The following is a 16,710-nucleotide window of genomic DNA, read 5'->3' as shown; positions in this document are numbered from 1 at the left end:
CGCGCACACAACTTCATGGATGGCATTTAAGACTTATTCGGCATTCTCTAAACGGAGCATTCACTTTCAACGTTTTGGGAGGGAATTACAATGGCAACGAAAGGTCACAATGAGGTCAAAGAAAGTTTGAGGGAAATGACTCGGATTTTCCGTCCTAAAGATCCAAAAAAATTCGTGAAGGAGTACGTGAGAAAATACCGGATTACGGGTGGATATGAGGAAGAATTGACTTCTGTGGTTGAGCATGAGCTTGTCAAGATGGATTCTTCCGTGTCCTGAAACAACACACAACTCTGATTATACTGTTCCGATAATGAATAGAACCGTCTCTCGGGCGTTAAGCTCCGGAAGGCGGTTTTTTTTGCGTTCCTGCTGCATATATATGGTAGTACACCTACAGCGGGAAGGATGAATGCATGTGGACCCTATTTTGAAAACCAAAGAAGAGATTGGCTACATGCGGGAAGCAGGAAGAATTTTGTGGAGCTGTCACCAGCATATTGAGCAGTGGATGGTCCCTGGTATCACGACAGCAGCGATTAATGAGCGGGTGGAAGAGTTTCTGGCAGCACGAGGAGCCACACCGGAGCAAAAAGGGTATAAAGGATATCCTTACGCGACGTGTGCCTCTGTTAATGAAGTGGTCTGCCACGGATTTCCTGGGGAAGAGGAGTTGGCGAGTGGGGATGTAGTGACCATCGATATGGTGGTGAACAAAGACGGCTGGCTTGCTGACTCGGCCTGGACATATGGAATTGGTGAAACAAGCAGATCCATTCGCAAGCTGATGAGGCGCACGGAGAAGGCACTTGAGCGGGCGATTGCCCAGGCAGTTCCAGGGAATACACTCGGAGATATTGGAAGTGCCATTGAACGAACAGCCAGATTGTATCGGTACGGAATTGTGAAGCCTCTCATTGGTCATGGGATTGGTCAATATATTCATGAACCCCCAAATGTGTTGCCTTATGGCAAACGCAGAACGGGCACGATGCTCACGGAGGGTATGGTTATTACGATTGAACCAATCTTTACAAAAGGCAGTTCTGGGGCCGTTGTGTGGGATGACGATGGATGGACGGTAAGGACGGTAGATGGCAGCTGGGGGGTCCAGTATGAGCATACGGTTGCGATTACTGGGAATGGCCCCTTGATTCTGACCGATGGCACGTGAGATGAAATCAGAGAAGAAGAGGACTTGAGTTGAACTTTCTCCCAAATGCTCCATGCTGTTTTGAGCTTGAAGATAGCGGTATGGAGCGATAGGCATGTCTTCTGAATGGATATGGAAGAGGTTTTCCATAAATTCTGATCTTTCTTTTGCATAATAGCACATGTTTTCAATGTGAGAAAAATCACCAATAAATCGAGTTTTATCACCGAAATTTGGCAAAAATTTTCAAATGTAGAGTGTAATACTTTTAACTGAAATCGTTTGCAAATCAAGTTGTAGAGCGGTTTTTTACATAAAGTGAACAATTTGTGAACATGTGTCCAAAGATTGACAAAATCATACCCTCAACTTATATTTAATAAGTGATTGAAGCATATAGAATGAATTGGAAGAATGCGCAGACATGCCCTGAGCAGGAAATCACGGGAGTACTGGAAGCGTTATTTTTCTAAGCGTTCTGTATGATGAAGAGGATTATGCGTATCGTGCTGAAACGTACCTTTTGTTGCCTTTCTACCGAACGACAACGGTAATCTACGAAAACGTAAAAAAGTGGGGTAGATCAATGATGAAACAGTGGCAGGTTGCAAAGCGAATTCTCCCCTTGCTGGCGGTGTTCTCTTTGCTGCTATCCGCATGCGGGCGGGAAGACTTGTCGGTAATGAAACCTCAGGGTCCTGTAGCGCAAGGCCAATATGATCTGATGAAGTTATCCATCGCGATTATGATCGTGGTGCTCATCATTGTATTTGCCATAGCGGCCTATGTTCTGATCCGGTTTCGTAGACGAGCCGGGCAGACTGAGATGCCCGAACAGGTTGAAGGTAATTTCAAGCTGGAAGTAATCTGGACAGCCATTCCGTTATTGCTGGTTATTGTTCTGGCAGTACCGACGGTCCAAACGATTTTTGCCCAAGGCGAAGATCTGTCCAATGACAAAAATGCACTTAAGGTCCAAGTCACCTCGCATCAGTACTGGTGGGAATTCACTTATCCTCAATATGACGTAACCACCGCTCAAGATCTCATCATCCCGACCGGAACAAAAATTGCATTCGAATTAAAAACCGCTGACGTGCTTCACTCCTTCTGGGTGCCGTCACTTGCGGGCAAAATGGACACAAACCCGGATGGAACACTTAACAAGTTCAGTTTCTCTGCACCGAATGAAGGCGTTTACCGTGGTAAATGTGCCGAATTATGTGGCAGATCGCATGCTTTTATGGAGTTTAAGGTAAAAGCAGTGAGTCAGGAATCCTTTGACAGATGGGTGAACCAGATGAAAGCACCTGCAGTCCTTCCTGAAGACACTCAATTGGCTGAAAAGTTCAAAACAAACTGCCTTTCTTGCCACGCTGTTGGTGATCAAGGTGGACCGGTTGCACCTAACCTGACGGGAATCGGCGGCAAGGAATCTGTCGCAGGCATTTTGCTGAATTCTCGCGAGGGACAGGAAGAAGGTAATCCGGTACTGGATAACATGAAAGAATGGCTCCATGATCCACAATCCGTGAAGCCGGGCAATACCATGCCGAATCCCAAAGATCTTGGGTTGACGGATGAAGAAATCGACGGAATTGCCGAATATCTGGCCAACTACAAATTGGACTATGAATAGAACAGCAAGGACGAAGAAGGGGGTACACAACCTTGGCTCATGCGCATAGCGTCAAGAGGTACAGGGGCTTGATGGATTGGATCACCACCGTCGATCACAAAAAAATCGCCATTCTCTATTTGGTTGCGGGTGGATTTTTCTTTGGAATCGGCGGCATTGAAGCCATTTTGATTCGGATTCAACTGATGAAGCCTATGAATGATTTTGTATCGGCACAGGTCTTCAACGAATTGATTACAATGCATGGAACAACGATGATTTTCCTTGGTGTCATGCCACTTATTTTTGCCATTATGAATGCTGTCGTGCCTTTGCAGATCGGGGCGCGGGACGTTGCTTTCCCGTTTCTTAACGCGTTGGGTTTCTGGACATTCCTGTTTGGTGGATTGTTGCTGAACCTGAGCTGGGTTATGGGCGGAGCACCGGATGCGGGCTGGACCTCATATACCCCGCTTTCGGGCAGTGAGTACAGTGGAACGCATGGTGTGGATTTCTACACCATCGGTCTTCAGATCGCGGGTCTGGGAACGCTCATCGGGGGCATTAACTTTCTCGCAACAATTATTACAATGCGTGCTCCAGGCATGTCCTACATGCGGATGCCGATGTTTACATGGACGACATTTATTACATCTGCCATTATCCTTTTTGCTTTTCCTGCCATCACGGTAGGGCTTGTACTTTTGACGTTTGACCGTATACTGGGAGCGAATTTCTTCGATGTCGCAGGTGGCGGTAACCCGGTACTCTGGCAGCACATCTTCTGGATCTTCGGGCACCCGGAAGTATACATTCTGATTTTGCCGGCATTTGGTATTATCTCGGAGGTTATCCCGACCTTCTCGCGTAAACGGTTGTTCGGATATAGCTCCATGGTATTTGCCACCATCCTGATTGCCTTCCTGGGCTTCATGGTATGGGCGCATCACATGTTTACAACAGGTCTGGGTAATGTAGCCAACGCGCTTTTCTCCATCTCCACGATGTTGATTGCCGTACCTACCGGGATCAAAATCTTTAACTGGCTCTTTACGATGTGGGGTGGACAGATCCGTTTTACAGCGGCAAACCTGTTTGCTGTTGGATTCGTCCCAACCTTCGTTATGGGTGGTGTTACAGGCGTTATGCTGGCATCTGCTCCGGCAGACTTCCAGTTCCATGATACGTACTTTGTTGTAGCTCACTTCCACTACGTTATTGTAGGGGGACTCGTACTTGGATTGTTCTCGGGACTGCATTACTGGTGGCCGAAGATGTTCGGACGTATTCTCAGCGAAACACTGGGCAAATGGACGTTCTGGACATTTATGATCGGTTTCCAATTAACGTTCTTTGTACAGCATTTCCTCGGTCTGATGGGGATGCAGCGCCGGATCGTTACATACTTGCCGAATCAGGACTTTGACCTGCTCAATCTGGTCAGCTCCGTCGGTGCGTTTCTAATGGGTGTTGGGGTTATCATGTTCCTCGTGAACATCGTGATCACAATGAAAAAACCGGCTGGCGCGCCAAACGATCCGTGGGAAGACGGCCGTACACTGGAATGGTCTATTCCATCTCCGCCGCCGGAATATAATTTCAAGCAGACGCCGCTGGTACGCGGAATTGATGCATATTGGAAGGAAAAAATGGCAGGACATACGGAGATGACACCGGCAGAACCTGTAGGTTCGATTCATATGCCTTCAGCAACGCCGTTGCCGTTTGTAATGTCAGTAGGTATCTTTATCGCCGGACTCGGCTTGATGTTCAGCAATGATGAATTTGGTAATGCATTTATGAATGTCATTTTCAACAATTATATTGTAGTTATTATTGGTCTCGTAATCACATTTGGAGCAATGGCACTTCGTTCACTTTATGATGATCATGGCTGGCATATTGAACCGGAGGATCAGGATGAGAAGGGGGCTAGAACATGACAACCTCACATGCCGAACCGGTGAATGACAAATTGCCGCATGAACCGGAGAAAGCAACGCTGGAAGGCCGTAACAAGCTTATCGCCTTCTGGTTGTTCCTTGGCGGCGAGACGGTACTGTTCGGTACACTCTTTGCTACCTTCCTGGCTCTTCGTGGCCAAACCAATGATGGACCTACGGCGAATGAACTGTTCCACCTGCCACTTGTGGCCGCCGCAACGTTCATTCTCTTGGTCAGTAGTTTGACGAGTGTATTTGCGATTCAGGCCATGCATAAGGGCAAGCGAGATGCACTGGCGTTGTGGCTTGGCATCACGGTAGTACTGGGTATGGGATTTCTCGCACTGGAAATTTACGAGTTCTACGAGTATGTGAAACATAAAGAGTTTGGCATGACCACGAGTGCATTCAGTTCAGCATTCTATACACTGGTCGGGTTCCACGGAGCCCACGTTGCTTTTGGTATTGTGTGGATCGGAATCATTATCGGTCAGCTGTTCAAAAAAGGATTGACGGTCGTAACCGCACCTAAAGTATACGTCTCCGCAATGTACTGGCACTTTATTGACGTGGTATGGGTGTTCATCTTTACGGTCGTGTACCTGCTCGGAAAGGTGGGGTAGCACATGTCGGCACAGGATAAGACAGATCAACAGCCTGTGAAACACCGTCACCGGACGGAAGGGCCACAGAAACACGTCGTGGTGTTTATCTTCTCCATTATTCTTACGCTGATTGCGTTTGCGGCTGCTTCTGCCGGAGGGGTCAACACAACCTTTATCATTATTATTTTGCTCGTCATGGCGATTCTTCAAGTATTCGTTCAATTGGGTTATTGGATGCACTTGAAGGACAATGGGCACTTAATGCCGATTCTGTTCATGGCATTTGGCTTTTTTGTAGCCTTTACGTGCATCATTATGGCACTCTATTGGGTCTGGTGGTAAAAGAGATGGCGGCGGCGCATTGCCGCCGTCTTTTCCCCTTTTTGGCGAATGAATCTTCACAAAGTAATGAAGGCAACAACCAAATCAGGTCACGGGGAGGTTTCCCGTATGCTCGGGTTGCAATATTTTAGCTTCAACGATTTATGGAGTCCGCTTATACTGGCTTTATTTCTGATCATTGCTGCGGCTTATCTGGTGCTTGTGGGACCGTTAAGTGAGCAAATAAAGGATGCAGAGCCTGCGACTGCTGCACAGAAAATCATGTTTATTACAGGGCTGTTTGTCCTGTATCTGGCTCAAGCTGGACCCTTTAATCTGCTTGGTCACGTGATGTTTAGCTTCCACATGGTGAGCATGGCGTTCTCCTATCTGGTAGCTCCGCCGCTGATGATGAAAGGTTTGCCGATCTGGGTATGGCGCAAAATCGTACGCTGGTTGCCTACACGCCAGCTATCGTTCCTGGCTCATCCGATCGTTGCGGCAGTGCTCTTTAACGGGCTGTTCTCGCTGTATCACCTACCGATTGTACATGATTACGTCATGCTGAATTTTACCGTTCACCGGTTGTATTATATTGCATTGTTCATCACCTCGATGCTCATGTGGTGGACATTGCTGAATCCGTTACCAGAAGGCAGACAAGCATCGGGGTTATCCAAGATTGGTTTTATTTTTCTGAATATGGTACTGCTCACGCCTGCGTGTGGATTGATTATTTTTGCGGCCGAGCCGTTGTATCAGACGTACAGCAACCCGGCCGTATGGGCTGAAGCAATGCGGTATTGTGTGTCTGGAGATTCTACGGCGTTACTTCGCTCATTCGGTGGGCCTGCGTTCTTCAACTTTTTGTCTTCCGCGAAGGAAGATCAGCAGGTCGGTGGCATTGTAATGAAGTTTATTCAGGAAGGAATCTTCGCCTCGATGTTAGCCTATGTCTTTTTCCAATGGTATCGGAAAGAGAAGCAGGAAGATGATGATGATTCTTATCCTGCAGGAGGCGCAGGGGGGCCGCTCAATCCGGCTGCCAAATTAATGAAGTAATGTTCTGACAAGAGGGGGAACACACGATGGATATGTATTTTTGGCTACCAACGATCAGTACTTCTTTCATTGTGATTAGTGCAGTACTGGTGGGGATTGGATGGGTACTGATTATTCGGGGTAAACGTGAGGCTCATCAGTCCGCCATGGTAGCAGGTGCGATTGCAGCTCTAATCTTCTTTGTGATCTATATGTCTCGTACAGTGTTCGTGGGTAATACAGCTTGGGGCGGGGACCCGGATCTGGAGATCTTTTATCGGATATTTCTGATCTTTCATATTATCCTCGCTACCGTGGCAGCGATATTCGGCATCTCCACATTGGTGCTGGGGTTCAAAAAGAAGTTCGGAACACATCGCCGCTGGGGCAAGTTCACGTCCATGATCTGGTTTGGGTCAGCGCTAACAGGTGTTGTTGTGTATGTTCTTTTATATCTCTTATATCCTGGTGGTCATACACGTCCGGTATGGGAAGTTATCCTCGGCGTATAAAAGTAGAGATATAACCTCCGGTTACTCGGGCGTGCGTCACTACTCTCTTCTGAAAATATGAAAATGGACGAATCTAGCAGATCATTCGTCCACGCTTCCTCTCTCATTCATTCATAGAATGAGTTCGAGAGGGGGAAACAAAATGAAAAAAATAGTCAACGTTAGTCAGACGTATCCACGTCTTACCGTGTATTCAGAAGAGAACTACAGAGGGAGAAGCCGCATCTATCGTGGTAACACGGGTCTTCGTAACCTGGACAATATTTTGGATGGGGTGGAGAGCCTGCGCTTTTTCTCAACAAGTTCCAATGCAACACTGGTTGTGTTTACACGTCCTAACTTCCAAGGTGGATTCCGTGTCTTCCGAGGCAACACCAACTTGAGAGATTTGGATGATCTGATCCGTGGCAATGACGTGGAATCCCTGATCTCCACCAATCAACGGTTAACGCTGGCTCAGATTCGCGCAATCCGCAGGGATCGCAGTCTGCCTAGTGGTTATAACCTCGTTTAATCGTAAGGCCTCTTCTTCTAACAGGTGCTAGAGAGCGGCAAAGGGCTGTACCCGAATTGTGTTTACACAATAATGGGTACAGCCCTTCTTTTGTGATTGGGGAATGATGTTTAATCCCCGCCACCCCCACTGTCTCCGCCGCCACTATCTCCACCGCTGTCATTGCTGCTACCACTATCGCTGTTGTGATGAGAATGTGTGCCTCCTGAAGAATCCGAATCATGATGTTTGTGATCCGGTGTGTGTCTAGCATGTCGATCGTAGGAGTCATCTCCCATAATGACCGGATATCCCGAAGCAGAGTCGGTATAACCGTTGTTACGGCGGATGCGGTGTCTGCCTTTTTTGGCAGAATGACGATGAGGCTCATCCCGGAGGACCAACCAGATTACGACGATAAGGAAAAGGAGGACAAATCCGATCTCTACCAGCCAATCCATAGCTGTAACCTTCCTTTCTATGATTCGTTACTATAATTTATTTTAACGTAAATTCGTACTGTGTCCCATCCCGTCTTCCTGATTCAGGAAAATTAGGGGTTGACGGGATGAGAAATAGGTCTGTATACTGTGTATATTGATATATACAGTAATCACAGTAAGCAACATGAGTGAATGACAGGTGAAAGGCAGGCATGCATATGAACGAATGGAAGCAGGCGTGGTGGTTGACCCGCAGCCAGATGAGTAAGGATAGGCTCCAATGGCTATGGTCTGCATTATTCATGATATACACTGGCGGCATGAGCGGTGTGATGTTTTTAGGACAACAACAGACAGATATTATTAATCCAGTAGTGGATTCCTTTTTTTTAATCATGTTGCCATTTCAAGGGTTTATGTTCTGCAGGCGCTCCTTCCGTTACATACAGGAAGATTCTTATACGCAGATGCTGGCCTACTATCGTAGAATTCCCATCCCTGAACAAGTGGTGATGTGGTCCAGGCTACAGCAGTCTCTGATGGCGTTTACGTACAATGGAATCTTTTTCTACGGATCATTATACGTGGTTAACCTTCATGTCGAAGGATTCCGATGGGATCAGTATCTGGCCTTTAGCCTTACCTGTACAGGTTATGGCCTTTTGGTAACAGGGTTCTATATTTACGGAGAGTTTCTGAACAGTGGCAAGAAATACTTGCTTCTCAGTATGCTTTTTATACCATTCGCCATTGGCATATCCATACTGATTCGAATATCAGGCAGTTACGGATTACGGATTGTAATGGATGGAAGTAAATCATGGGGGCTGCTTTCCCCGATCATGTGGATTTCTCTGGTGGCTGGCGTGGCGGGATTATGGCTGTCTAGTCGTTTTACGCTGAAGAAGCTGGTTCATCGGGATTTGAATTAAAATGAGAATTGAGCTTATGTACGAATACAGGATGAAACCGGCACGGTCAGGTAACAGACTGGAGTGTACCGGAGGGCGAGGTGCAAGATGTGAAAATACCCATTCAAATTAATGAAAATAGCGCTGAACCTTTATACCACCAAATTGAAAATCAGTTAAGATCGTTAATTATTACGGGTCAGTTGGGGGAGGGAACACATTTGCCGTCCATTCGTGAGTTCGCCGGAGCACTGAATTGCAGTGTTATTACGGTTAGACGGGTCTATCAGGATCTGGAGAATGAAGGCTTGCTTCGTACGAAGCAGGGGACAGGTACATTTGTGGCCCAGGTAGAAGCCGGTGACAGAGAAAATTATAGATTAAAGGCCGCACAGGAAGCGATGCAGGCAGCGGTGCAGTCCGGGAAATCGGTAGGCTGTACGGAAGAAGAGATGGAGAGCCTATTCCGGGAAGTCCTGAAGGCTATTTACGTGAAGTAAGGGAGTGATTCATACGTGGAACCCATAGCAATCCAGTTGAACGGCGTATCCAAAATGCGAAAACGCAGAGTTATTGGCCCAATTGATCTGACCATCCCGGAAGGGTATATAGTGGCTATTCTCGGTCACAACGGTTCAGGCAAAAGCACCCTTCTTAACATGTTACAGCAAGTGGTGCTGCCAGATGCTGGGCAGATTATATGGTTTGGTCAGGAACATGATGGGCCACTTCCCATTGAACTGAGACAACAGATTGGTTTTGTGGCAGATAACGCTGGTTCAGAAGAGAACCGGATAACAGCACAAGAAGCGGCCCATTTCCGGGCGTACTGGTACCCTCGTTGGGATATGAAGTTGTTCGACCAACTGATTCAGGATATGGAAGTACCTGTTGATGTGAAGCTGAACAAGATGTCCAAGGGAGAAAGGCGAAAATTTGAGATTGCAGCTGCAATTGCAGCTCGCCCAAGACTATTGCTTTTGGATGAGCCTTCATCAGGATTGGACCCTTTTGCCTGGAAAGTGATGGTTGAGCAGTTCCGTACCTTCATGGCGGGGGGAGACACCACGATTCTGATTGCCACACATATTGCAGACGAAGTCAAAAGGCTTGCGGATTACATCGTATTGATGCACCGTGGTCAGTCACTGGGGATGGCCGAGAAAGATATGGTGCTCGATCAGTGGAAAGAAGTCTGGTATGAAGGAGATTTAAGGCCAGAAAGTATTCCTGGTGTTGTGGAATCTTCTATAGAAGAGGGAGGTCTGGTTCGCGTAATTACAACCCGGGTCAGCGAGGCGCAGGAGAGGCTGGAGCTGTCCAATAACCGGGTATTGAGAATCCGTAACTTGGAATTGGATGAAGTGCTGGCATTCTGGATTGCCGGGTATGCACCCGTACAGTGGAAATAACCGAAGGGAGACGATAAATGATGAACCGATTGGAATTGAAGCAAGTCGTCAAGCAATATGCAGACAAAACAGCCGTTAATGGAGTCACGCTCAATGTAAAAGAGGGGGAGATTTACGGACTGCTCGGAGCCAATGGTGCAGGTAAAACAACCACAATGCGTATGGTGCTTGGACTGATTCACCCGGACGGAGGGAATATCCTGTACAACGGCAAGCCCTATAATACGGAGCTGCAACAGATTATGGGTTATCTTCCGGAAGAGCGCGGATTGTACCCGAAGGTGAAAGTCAGCGAACAGATTAATTATCTGGCACGACTTCGTGGCATGAATGGTAAGGACGCAGATCAGAGCCTCAAGTACTGGCTGAATCGGTTTGAGGTACCTGAGTATTACGATAAGAAGATCGAGGAGTTATCCAAAGGTAATCAGCAGAAAATGGGCTTTATCGCGGCTGTAGTGCATAGACCGCAGATTCTCATTCTGGATGAAGCGTTCAGTGGACTGGATCCTGTGAATGTGGAATTACTCAAGTCCACCGTCAAAGAATTGCGAGACGAAGGCACGGCCATTCTGTTCTCAACACACCGTATGGAGCACGTTGAAGAGTTGTGTCGTCAGATCACCATTCTGCATCGTTCCAACACGGTGGTACAAGGAGAGATCAAGGAGATCAAGAGCCGGTATCCGCGTGAACAGGTATTCCTGGGCACGATTGGTAGTGTGGAAGGACTCGAACAGTTGTCTGGTGTGAAGAAAGTCGAGCGGAATGAGCGTGGGTACCTGATACATATTAGTCAGGTGGAAGCGGCTCAAGAGATTCTGAGAACAGCCATGACTCAGACGACAGTGGAACACTTTGAACTGAAGGAACCAACGCTTAACCAAATCTTTATTCGTGAGGTAGGTGAGTCGAATGAATAAAATGGGAACGATTACGGGTTTTACATTCAAAAACAAAGTTAAAACGAAATCATTCATGGTGACGACCATTGTACTTGCACTTTTAATTTCAATCGGACTCAATGTCCCGTATTTCATTACCTTATTTAATGGGGGTTCCATTGGTGGAGCTTCAAGCAGTAATCCTGTAAATATTGGTCTTTTGAGTACAGGGCAGCCTGAAGTTTCCGAGAAACTGGAGAGCTTCTCTGCGGCTCAAGGAGATCAGGCCTATCGATTCATTGCCAGTGGTGACAAAGATGAGGCTGCTCTTGCGGCGGATGTGGAAGCAGGACTTACCGATGGTTATCTGAAGTTTGAAGCTGTTTCCGGGCAAGAGTTCCCGCAGCCCATTCTATATTCAGCAGAAGACGTATCACCTCAGATCATTGCATCCATTGAAGCAGCGTTGCAGAGTGTGAAGCTGGATGTGGTTGTGAAGGATGTACTCACAGCGGAGCAGAAGGAACTGATTACAACACCTGTGAAGCTCACTGAGCAAAGTTTGAGTACAGATGAGAGCGGAGCAGGTACTGAGTCTGAAGGTAAAATGAGCCCGATTAACTATATTGTGGTGTACTTGCTGATCATCCTGCTGTTTACCTCAACGATGATGACAGGTAACATGATTGCCTCAGAGATCACAGCTGAGAAGAGCTCGCGTATTATGGAGATATTGATTACGAGTGTATCACCGCTCAGTCAGATGTTTGGTAAAATCATCGGGATTTTCATGGTGGGGATGCTGCAAATCGGGATCTTCGGAGCGGTGGTTGCCGGAAATATCTTGTTGCCGCATAACCGCGCAGTATTAGGTGATTTCAATATGAGTGTAAGTGATGTGAATATTGCGGTTATTGTGTACGGACTCATATTCTACATTCTGGGTTACTTCCTGTATGCCGTGTTGTTTGCTGCCATTGGTTCAATGGTAAGCCGTACTGAAGAACTCGGTCAGGCTGTTCTGCCGATTACGATGTTGTCGCTTGTTTCCTTCTATATTGCGATCTTCAGTATTTCTACGCCGAACATTCTGTTGTTGAAAATCGCAAGCTTCATTCCATTCACGTCGCCGACCGCGATTCTGGTACGAATTGGCGCAGGAGTTGCGCCAACTTGGGAGATTCTAACGTCCTTAGCCATTCTCATCGTATCCATTATCATCTTCGGATGGCTTGCAGCCAAAATCTATCGCACAGGTGTGTTGATGTACGGTAAACGTCCAACCTTTAAGGAATTGTTTAAAGCCATGAAGGCATATAAGATCTAGGTTGAGTGTTTGAAGGTGTTGTGCGTCGTCATAATTAGCGAGATATGCATATTTATTCATAAATATGCATATCTCTTTTTTAAATTAGCTTGTAGCCATTGGTGGCCAATTTAATGTTGAACGCGCTACATGTTGTTTAATGGTGTTCGATACAAACAGTCAAGAACGAATAATTACTTAGAAGTTATATTTAATTTGGGATGGTTGATTTTTGTATAAACAAGCTAAATTACATTCCGTGGGTCGAATTGACAATAAGTTAAGTAAATTACCTTTGTTTGTTACTAAATTTATTGAAAGTAAGAAGCATAGGCTTTTAATCGGCTGATTACAGAGAAATTTACCACAGTTCAACAAAGAACAGAAATTGAATTATCCATGCTAGAAATATTAACGATATGTGAAAAAGAAAGCTCCTTTGGAACGATAATCTAAGAAAAATTAAAAGGATATAAGAGGGCTATAATCTATAAAGCTTTATTTTAGGGTTGACAATATATAAAATTTCAAACAAAATACATGCTATAGCATATATTAAATTCATATGCATAACTTTATGAAAGAGGGGTAGATATGTTCATTTTTATCACAGTTTTACAGGTTCTATTAGGTGGTTTTTTCCTTTTTACAGGAAGCAAAATTATTTCCGGTAAAATGGCCAATGAGTTTAAACGTTTTGGACTGCCATCGTTCTTTAATGTTTTGACTGGGTCGTTCGAGATTGTGGGGGCAGCTGGTATGATCGTTGGCATCTGGATGCCTGTCGCAGCAATTTTAGCTGGTTTGCTTCTAGCCGGAACAATGCTTGCTGGAGCGTTTACTTTAATAGTCTTAGCTAAAGATCCGATTCAGAAGGCCATTCCAGCACTCATTTTGTTCATACTTAGCTTGATTGTATCCATGTATCATTTTTTCTAAACGAAATTAACGAATTTTTGACGGATTTCATGTGTAACCTTTGAGAGATCGACTATATTTGATTTAAGAAAATGATAAATGAGGTTACTGCAATGGAATTATATAATATTACCGGCTTCTTGATCCATCGTACAGATGTCAAGCTTACAAACTATTTTACGAAACAATTAAAGCCCTACAAGGTGACACCGGAGCAGTGGAGCATTATCTCCTGTCTTGATATAGATAAAGCTATGACTCAAAAAGAGCTGGCGGAGGCCATCGATCGGGATCAAACAACGGTAGTGAGAATGATACATTCTTTAGAACGCAAGGGCATGGTTCGACGTATTGTTCATGATCAAGATAAGCGCTCACATTATTTATATTTGTCCTCTAAAGGTCAAGAAGTTAAAGGAAAGCTGTTGTTAACAGTTAAAAACGCGCATGACTATGTTACACGAGGTTTGGAACACGATGAATTAAATCAGTTAAAAACGATATTAGATAAACTGTACCGAAATGTGCAAGAAGATTAGTTAGACTCTATACCAGAGGATGAATCATGACAACTACATGCCGAAGCACAAAATTTGTGAGATTTTTTCCAAATGAAGCAGCAAGAATAAGGATCCAGCTTCTACTTACTTTAGAAGGAGCTATCAGAAATATATGGTCGAATATCATCGTTCACTGAATATTTAATTCCATCAATTCGATTATCCCAGCAATATTTTTAGTTGTACTCAAGCTGATAGGAGCTGCTTGATGTTTTCCTGAACATATTACTAGAGAAAGAAGGGGAGGAAAGATCACTGGATTATGATTCTAACTGGTTTTGAGATAGCGGCAATTCGCATACGATTAAGTATTTATGTTTCTGTAGAAGAATAGAAGACGGAATGATTTTAATTTAAATGAATAAAGTATTCTAAAATGAGACTGTTATCTAATACTAGATAGTGGTCTTTTTGCTATGTATAATTAAGATAAAATATCGCAAAAATCCGTATATATTAGCATGCATGAAGATGCAAAATGAGTTTTGCGCTTTTTCCTACTTATCATGAAAATATGTCCTGATAGATAAGCTTTATTGATGACTTTTTCTCACTAATTATGACAAGTGGTGTCCTGTGTCGGTGGTCATAATAAATCGAGTTCAGGAGAGGGTCGATGATCATGCAGCAGTTAAAAGGGTTCCATATACAGTTTTTGAGGGAACCTCTGTGGTTTAAAGCATTGATCGATCCTGACTACACTACTACTTTCAATTGTATTTAGCAGTTCAGCCTTTTCAGAGCAGGGCAACTACCAAAGCATCTCTAAATTAGCTATCGCTATTTTCTTCGTCGCATATGGAGTGAAGCTGTGGGGCAATCCCAAGGTTTCTATAGCATTCTTTTTCCTAGAACTGATCAGTATCTATTTATCTTGAAATAGCTCAGACTTTGCGAATATCTAACATTGAACCTATATGATTGTTTCGTTTTATGGTTTCTTACTTTAATGAGAGTAATGAAGGAAGGGAGTGCTACTCCAGTTTTGTAGTGGCACCATTTCCCATCTTTAACCGTAGTATCTAAGTATGTCTATTCTATTAAAAAATGGATTGGCAACTATATTCAATAAAGGAGATTACATAACATGAAGAATTGGAAACGCATGCTCTTGTCTCTTACAATCTCGGTAGGATTGCTCGCGTCTGCAGTACCAGCCATGGCTGCTCCACAAGAAACTTCCGTCAAGGTTAATGACCAAGCTGTGAAATATGCTACAGGAGCGCCGATCCTGGAGAAAGGTACAACATTGGTTCCACTGCGGACCACGCTGGATGCTATGGATGTGAAGCTAACAACTGCGACAGATGATACGATCACGGCTGTAGTAGATGGCAAAACGATTACACTCAAAAGCAAGCTTACACGTATCAACGGTGTAACGTATGCTCCAATCCGCATCGTCGGTGATGCAGCGGGTTATGAAGTTCGCTGGGATGCTGCAACGCGCACCGTGCTACTGGTATCCAAAGGTGGAGCAACTGAAACTGCGCAAACCGGTGGACGTGGCTTCATGTGGGAAGTTGAAAGCAATGGCAACACGGTCTATCTGGTAGGGTCCATGCATATTGCGGATGAGAGCTTCTACCCACTGCGTCCGGAGTTTGAAGAAGCTTTTGCCGAAGCAGATTATCTCGGGGTAGAGATTGATATTAGCAAAGCCGCTGACGAAGAGCAGCAAAAGCTGGTTCTAAGTCTGGGTTCGTATCAAGATGGAACAACACTGAAAGACCACATTTCCAGTGAAACGTATACTAAGCTGGGTGATGTATTGAAGAAAAATGGTCTGGAGTCTAACGCCTTGGATGCATTTAAGCCTTGGGTAGTAGAGAGCACACTTGCAAGTTTGAAGTCCACAACGGCAGGATACGAAGCGTCAGCAGGAGTGGATCTGTATTTCATCCAGAAAGCGATCGAGCGCAAACTTCCAGTTATTGAGTTGGAGAGTTATCAATCTCAACTTGGCATGTTTAACGACTTTTCCAAAGAAACACAAGAGGAAACACTGAAAGCGACAATCGAAAACTTCGACGTGTTGGATAACAGTGTGAAAGAAATGGCTGAGATGTGGAAAACGGGTAATGACGAGCAACTGCTTGAACTGACAAACAGCTTCTCCACTAACGAGGAATATAACAAAGCAATGCTGGTTGATCGTAACATTGGTATGGCGGACAAAATCGATGGTTACTTGAAAAACGGCAAAGGTGAGGAGTATTTCATTGTTGTTGGTGCGGCACACTACTTGGGCGATCACGGCATCGTGAAACTGCTTGAGGATAAAGGATATAAAGTAGAACGGAAATAAATATAGATTACTATAGAAGGTAACCCTTTCGTCTCGAATATGAGAGTTGAGAGGGTTACCTTCTTATATAGAAGAAAGACAGATTTAAATAAAGAAGATTAAGCTGCAGGATAATAAAATTGAACTGAAGAGTTCATGGTAGATTGAAGGTCCTTAATATGGTTAGATCGTGGATTTGATATGTTTTGAAATTAACTCTTTACAAGTGTGTGTTCTACATGGTATATTCTATTTCCGGCCAAAAAAACACGAGATACACGGTGCGGCAAGCGATTGAAATAA

Annotated in this window: 18 protein-coding genes; 17 read left to right on the top strand and 1 reads right to left on the bottom strand. The window is 44.9% G+C overall.

Annotated elements, in window-relative coordinates; genetic code table 11:
* Positions 1–90 precede the first annotated feature (90 nt).
* The 9 genes from MKY28_RS22985 to MKY28_RS22945 all read left to right on the top strand — a co-directional run bounded on the left by MKY28_RS22985 (position 91) and on the right by MKY28_RS22945 (position 7,707).
* Entirely contained in the window at positions 91–279 is a 189-nt protein-coding gene (locus MKY28_RS22985; RefSeq protein WP_017690840.1) for a hypothetical protein, read from the top strand.
* A gap of 133 nt (positions 280–412) precedes the next feature.
* Positions 413–1,174, top strand: a complete 762-nt coding sequence (gene map / locus MKY28_RS22980) for a type I methionyl aminopeptidase (protein WP_036613186.1) — start codon at positions 413–415, stop codon at positions 1,172–1,174.
* Positions 1,175–1,739: 565 nt separating this feature from the next.
* Positions 1,740–2,792 carry a cytochrome c oxidase subunit II gene (gene coxB, locus MKY28_RS22975; RefSeq protein ID WP_036613183.1) on the top strand — a complete coding sequence of 351 codons (1,053 nt, stop codon included), beginning with the start codon at positions 1,740–1,742 and terminating at the stop codon, positions 2,790–2,792.
* A 71-nt stretch (positions 2,793–2,863) separates the two neighbouring features.
* Positions 2,864–4,714 carry a cytochrome c oxidase subunit I gene (ctaD, locus tag MKY28_RS22970; protein ID WP_370511460.1) on the top strand — a complete coding sequence of 617 codons (1,851 nt, stop codon included), beginning with the start codon at positions 2,864–2,866 and terminating at the stop codon, positions 4,712–4,714.
* Positions 4,711–5,337, top strand: coding sequence for a cytochrome c oxidase subunit 3 (locus MKY28_RS22965; protein WP_047840264.1), 627 nt, complete (start codon positions 4,711–4,713; stop codon positions 5,335–5,337). Before ctaD ends, MKY28_RS22965 begins: the two co-directional genes overlap by 4 nt.
* A 3-nt stretch (positions 5,338–5,340) precedes the next feature.
* Entirely contained in the window at positions 5,341–5,661 is a 321-nt protein-coding gene (locus MKY28_RS22960; RefSeq protein ID WP_340937102.1) for a cytochrome C oxidase subunit IV family protein, read from the top strand.
* Between the two features lie 108 nt (positions 5,662–5,769).
* The gene (gene ctaG, locus MKY28_RS22955; RefSeq protein ID WP_340937101.1) at positions 5,770–6,702 is read left to right on the top strand and encodes a cytochrome c oxidase assembly factor CtaG; all 933 of its coding nucleotides are present in this window, start codon (positions 5,770–5,772) and stop codon (positions 6,700–6,702) included.
* Positions 6,703–6,728: 26 nt separating this feature from the next.
* Positions 6,729–7,193, top strand: a complete 465-nt coding sequence (locus MKY28_RS22950) for a DUF420 domain-containing protein (protein WP_036613174.1) — start codon at positions 6,729–6,731, stop codon at positions 7,191–7,193.
* Positions 7,194–7,335: 142 nt separating this feature from the next.
* Positions 7,336–7,707 (top strand): hypothetical protein, encoded by a 372-nt coding sequence (locus MKY28_RS22945; protein ID WP_339299073.1) that lies wholly within the window; start codon positions 7,336–7,338, stop codon positions 7,705–7,707.
* A 110-nt stretch (positions 7,708–7,817) separates the two neighbouring features.
* On the opposite strand, the gene MKY28_RS22940 is transcribed toward MKY28_RS22945, so the two are convergent.
* Positions 7,818–8,147, bottom strand: a complete 330-nt coding sequence (locus MKY28_RS22940) for a hypothetical protein (RefSeq protein WP_100526983.1) — start codon at positions 8,145–8,147, stop codon at positions 7,818–7,820.
* Between the two features lie 200 nt (positions 8,148–8,347).
* Between MKY28_RS22940 and MKY28_RS22935 the strand changes: the two genes are divergently transcribed.
* From MKY28_RS22935 to MKY28_RS22900, 8 genes are all read left to right on the top strand, one after another.
* Entirely contained in the window at positions 8,348–9,061 is a 714-nt protein-coding gene (locus tag MKY28_RS22935; RefSeq protein ID WP_036613234.1) for a hypothetical protein, read from the top strand.
* A gap of 89 nt (positions 9,062–9,150) precedes the next feature.
* Positions 9,151–9,540: a GntR family transcriptional regulator gene (locus tag MKY28_RS22930; protein ID WP_036613231.1), complete on the top strand. Its 390-nt coding sequence runs from the start codon at positions 9,151–9,153 to the stop codon at positions 9,538–9,540.
* A 15-nt stretch (positions 9,541–9,555) separates the two neighbouring features.
* The gene (locus MKY28_RS22925) at positions 9,556–10,452 is read left to right on the top strand and encodes an ATP-binding cassette domain-containing protein (protein WP_047840261.1); all 897 of its coding nucleotides are present in this window, start codon (positions 9,556–9,558) and stop codon (positions 10,450–10,452) included.
* Positions 10,453–10,472: 20 nt separating this feature from the next.
* On the top strand, positions 10,473–11,375 hold the full coding sequence (locus MKY28_RS22920; protein WP_036668607.1) for an ABC transporter ATP-binding protein: 903 nt from the start codon (positions 10,473–10,475) through the stop codon (positions 11,373–11,375).
* Positions 11,368–12,663 carry an ABC transporter permease gene (locus tag MKY28_RS22915; protein WP_076329709.1) on the top strand — a complete coding sequence of 432 codons (1,296 nt, stop codon included), beginning with the start codon at positions 11,368–11,370 and terminating at the stop codon, positions 12,661–12,663. Before MKY28_RS22920 ends, MKY28_RS22915 begins: the two co-directional genes overlap by 8 nt.
* Positions 12,664–13,236: 573 nt before the next feature.
* Entirely contained in the window at positions 13,237–13,581 is a 345-nt protein-coding gene (locus tag MKY28_RS22910; RefSeq protein WP_036668601.1) for a DoxX family protein, read from the top strand.
* A 92-nt stretch (positions 13,582–13,673) separates the two neighbouring features.
* Positions 13,674–14,099, top strand: a complete 426-nt coding sequence (locus MKY28_RS22905; protein ID WP_340901849.1) for a MarR family winged helix-turn-helix transcriptional regulator — start codon at positions 13,674–13,676, stop codon at positions 14,097–14,099.
* A gap of 1,108 nt (positions 14,100–15,207) precedes the next feature.
* Positions 15,208–16,428 (top strand): TraB/GumN family protein, encoded by a 1,221-nt coding sequence (locus MKY28_RS22900; RefSeq protein WP_340937100.1) that lies wholly within the window; start codon positions 15,208–15,210, stop codon positions 16,426–16,428.
* Positions 16,429–16,710 lie beyond the last annotated feature (282 nt).

The sequence above is a fragment of the Paenibacillus sp. FSL R5-0473 genome (genome assembly GCF_038004565.1).
Classification (GTDB): domain Bacteria; phylum Bacillota; class Bacilli; order Paenibacillales; family Paenibacillaceae; genus Paenibacillus; species Paenibacillus amylolyticus.
The sequence above is the reverse complement of the archived record's forward strand: the minus strand, read 5'-3'. Positions and strand labels throughout refer to the sequence as shown.

Coding starts and splice junctions, on each gene's coding strand:
- MKY28_RS22985 (WP_017690840.1), top strand. CDS start 91: ATGGCAACGAAAGGTCACAATGAGGTCAAAGAAAGTTTGAGGGAAATG.
- map (WP_036613186.1), top strand. CDS start 413: ATGCATGTGGACCCTATTTTGAAAACCAAAGAAGAGATTGGCTACATG.
- coxB (WP_036613183.1), top strand. CDS start 1,740: ATGATGAAACAGTGGCAGGTTGCAAAGCGAATTCTCCCCTTGCTGGCG.
- ctaD (WP_370511460.1), top strand. CDS start 2,864: ATGGATTGGATCACCACCGTCGATCACAAAAAAATCGCCATTCTCTAT.
- MKY28_RS22965 (WP_047840264.1), top strand. CDS start 4,711: ATGACAACCTCACATGCCGAACCGGTGAATGACAAATTGCCGCATGAA.
- MKY28_RS22960 (WP_340937102.1), top strand. CDS start 5,341: ATGTCGGCACAGGATAAGACAGATCAACAGCCTGTGAAACACCGTCAC.
- ctaG (WP_340937101.1), top strand. CDS start 5,770: ATGCTCGGGTTGCAATATTTTAGCTTCAACGATTTATGGAGTCCGCTT.
- MKY28_RS22950 (WP_036613174.1), top strand. CDS start 6,729: ATGGATATGTATTTTTGGCTACCAACGATCAGTACTTCTTTCATTGTG.
- MKY28_RS22945 (WP_339299073.1), top strand. CDS start 7,336: ATGAAAAAAATAGTCAACGTTAGTCAGACGTATCCACGTCTTACCGTG.
- MKY28_RS22940 (WP_100526983.1), bottom strand. CDS start 8,147: ATGGATTGGCTGGTAGAGATCGGATTTGTCCTCCTTTTCCTTATCGTC.
- MKY28_RS22935 (WP_036613234.1), top strand. CDS start 8,348: ATGAACGAATGGAAGCAGGCGTGGTGGTTGACCCGCAGCCAGATGAGT.
- MKY28_RS22920 (WP_036668607.1), top strand. CDS start 10,473: ATGAACCGATTGGAATTGAAGCAAGTCGTCAAGCAATATGCAGACAAA.
- MKY28_RS22915 (WP_076329709.1), top strand. CDS start 11,368: ATGAATAAAATGGGAACGATTACGGGTTTTACATTCAAAAACAAAGTT.
- MKY28_RS22910 (WP_036668601.1), top strand. CDS start 13,237: ATGTTCATTTTTATCACAGTTTTACAGGTTCTATTAGGTGGTTTTTTC.
- MKY28_RS22905 (WP_340901849.1), top strand. CDS start 13,674: ATGGAATTATATAATATTACCGGCTTCTTGATCCATCGTACAGATGTC.
- MKY28_RS22900 (WP_340937100.1), top strand. CDS start 15,208: ATGAAGAATTGGAAACGCATGCTCTTGTCTCTTACAATCTCGGTAGGA.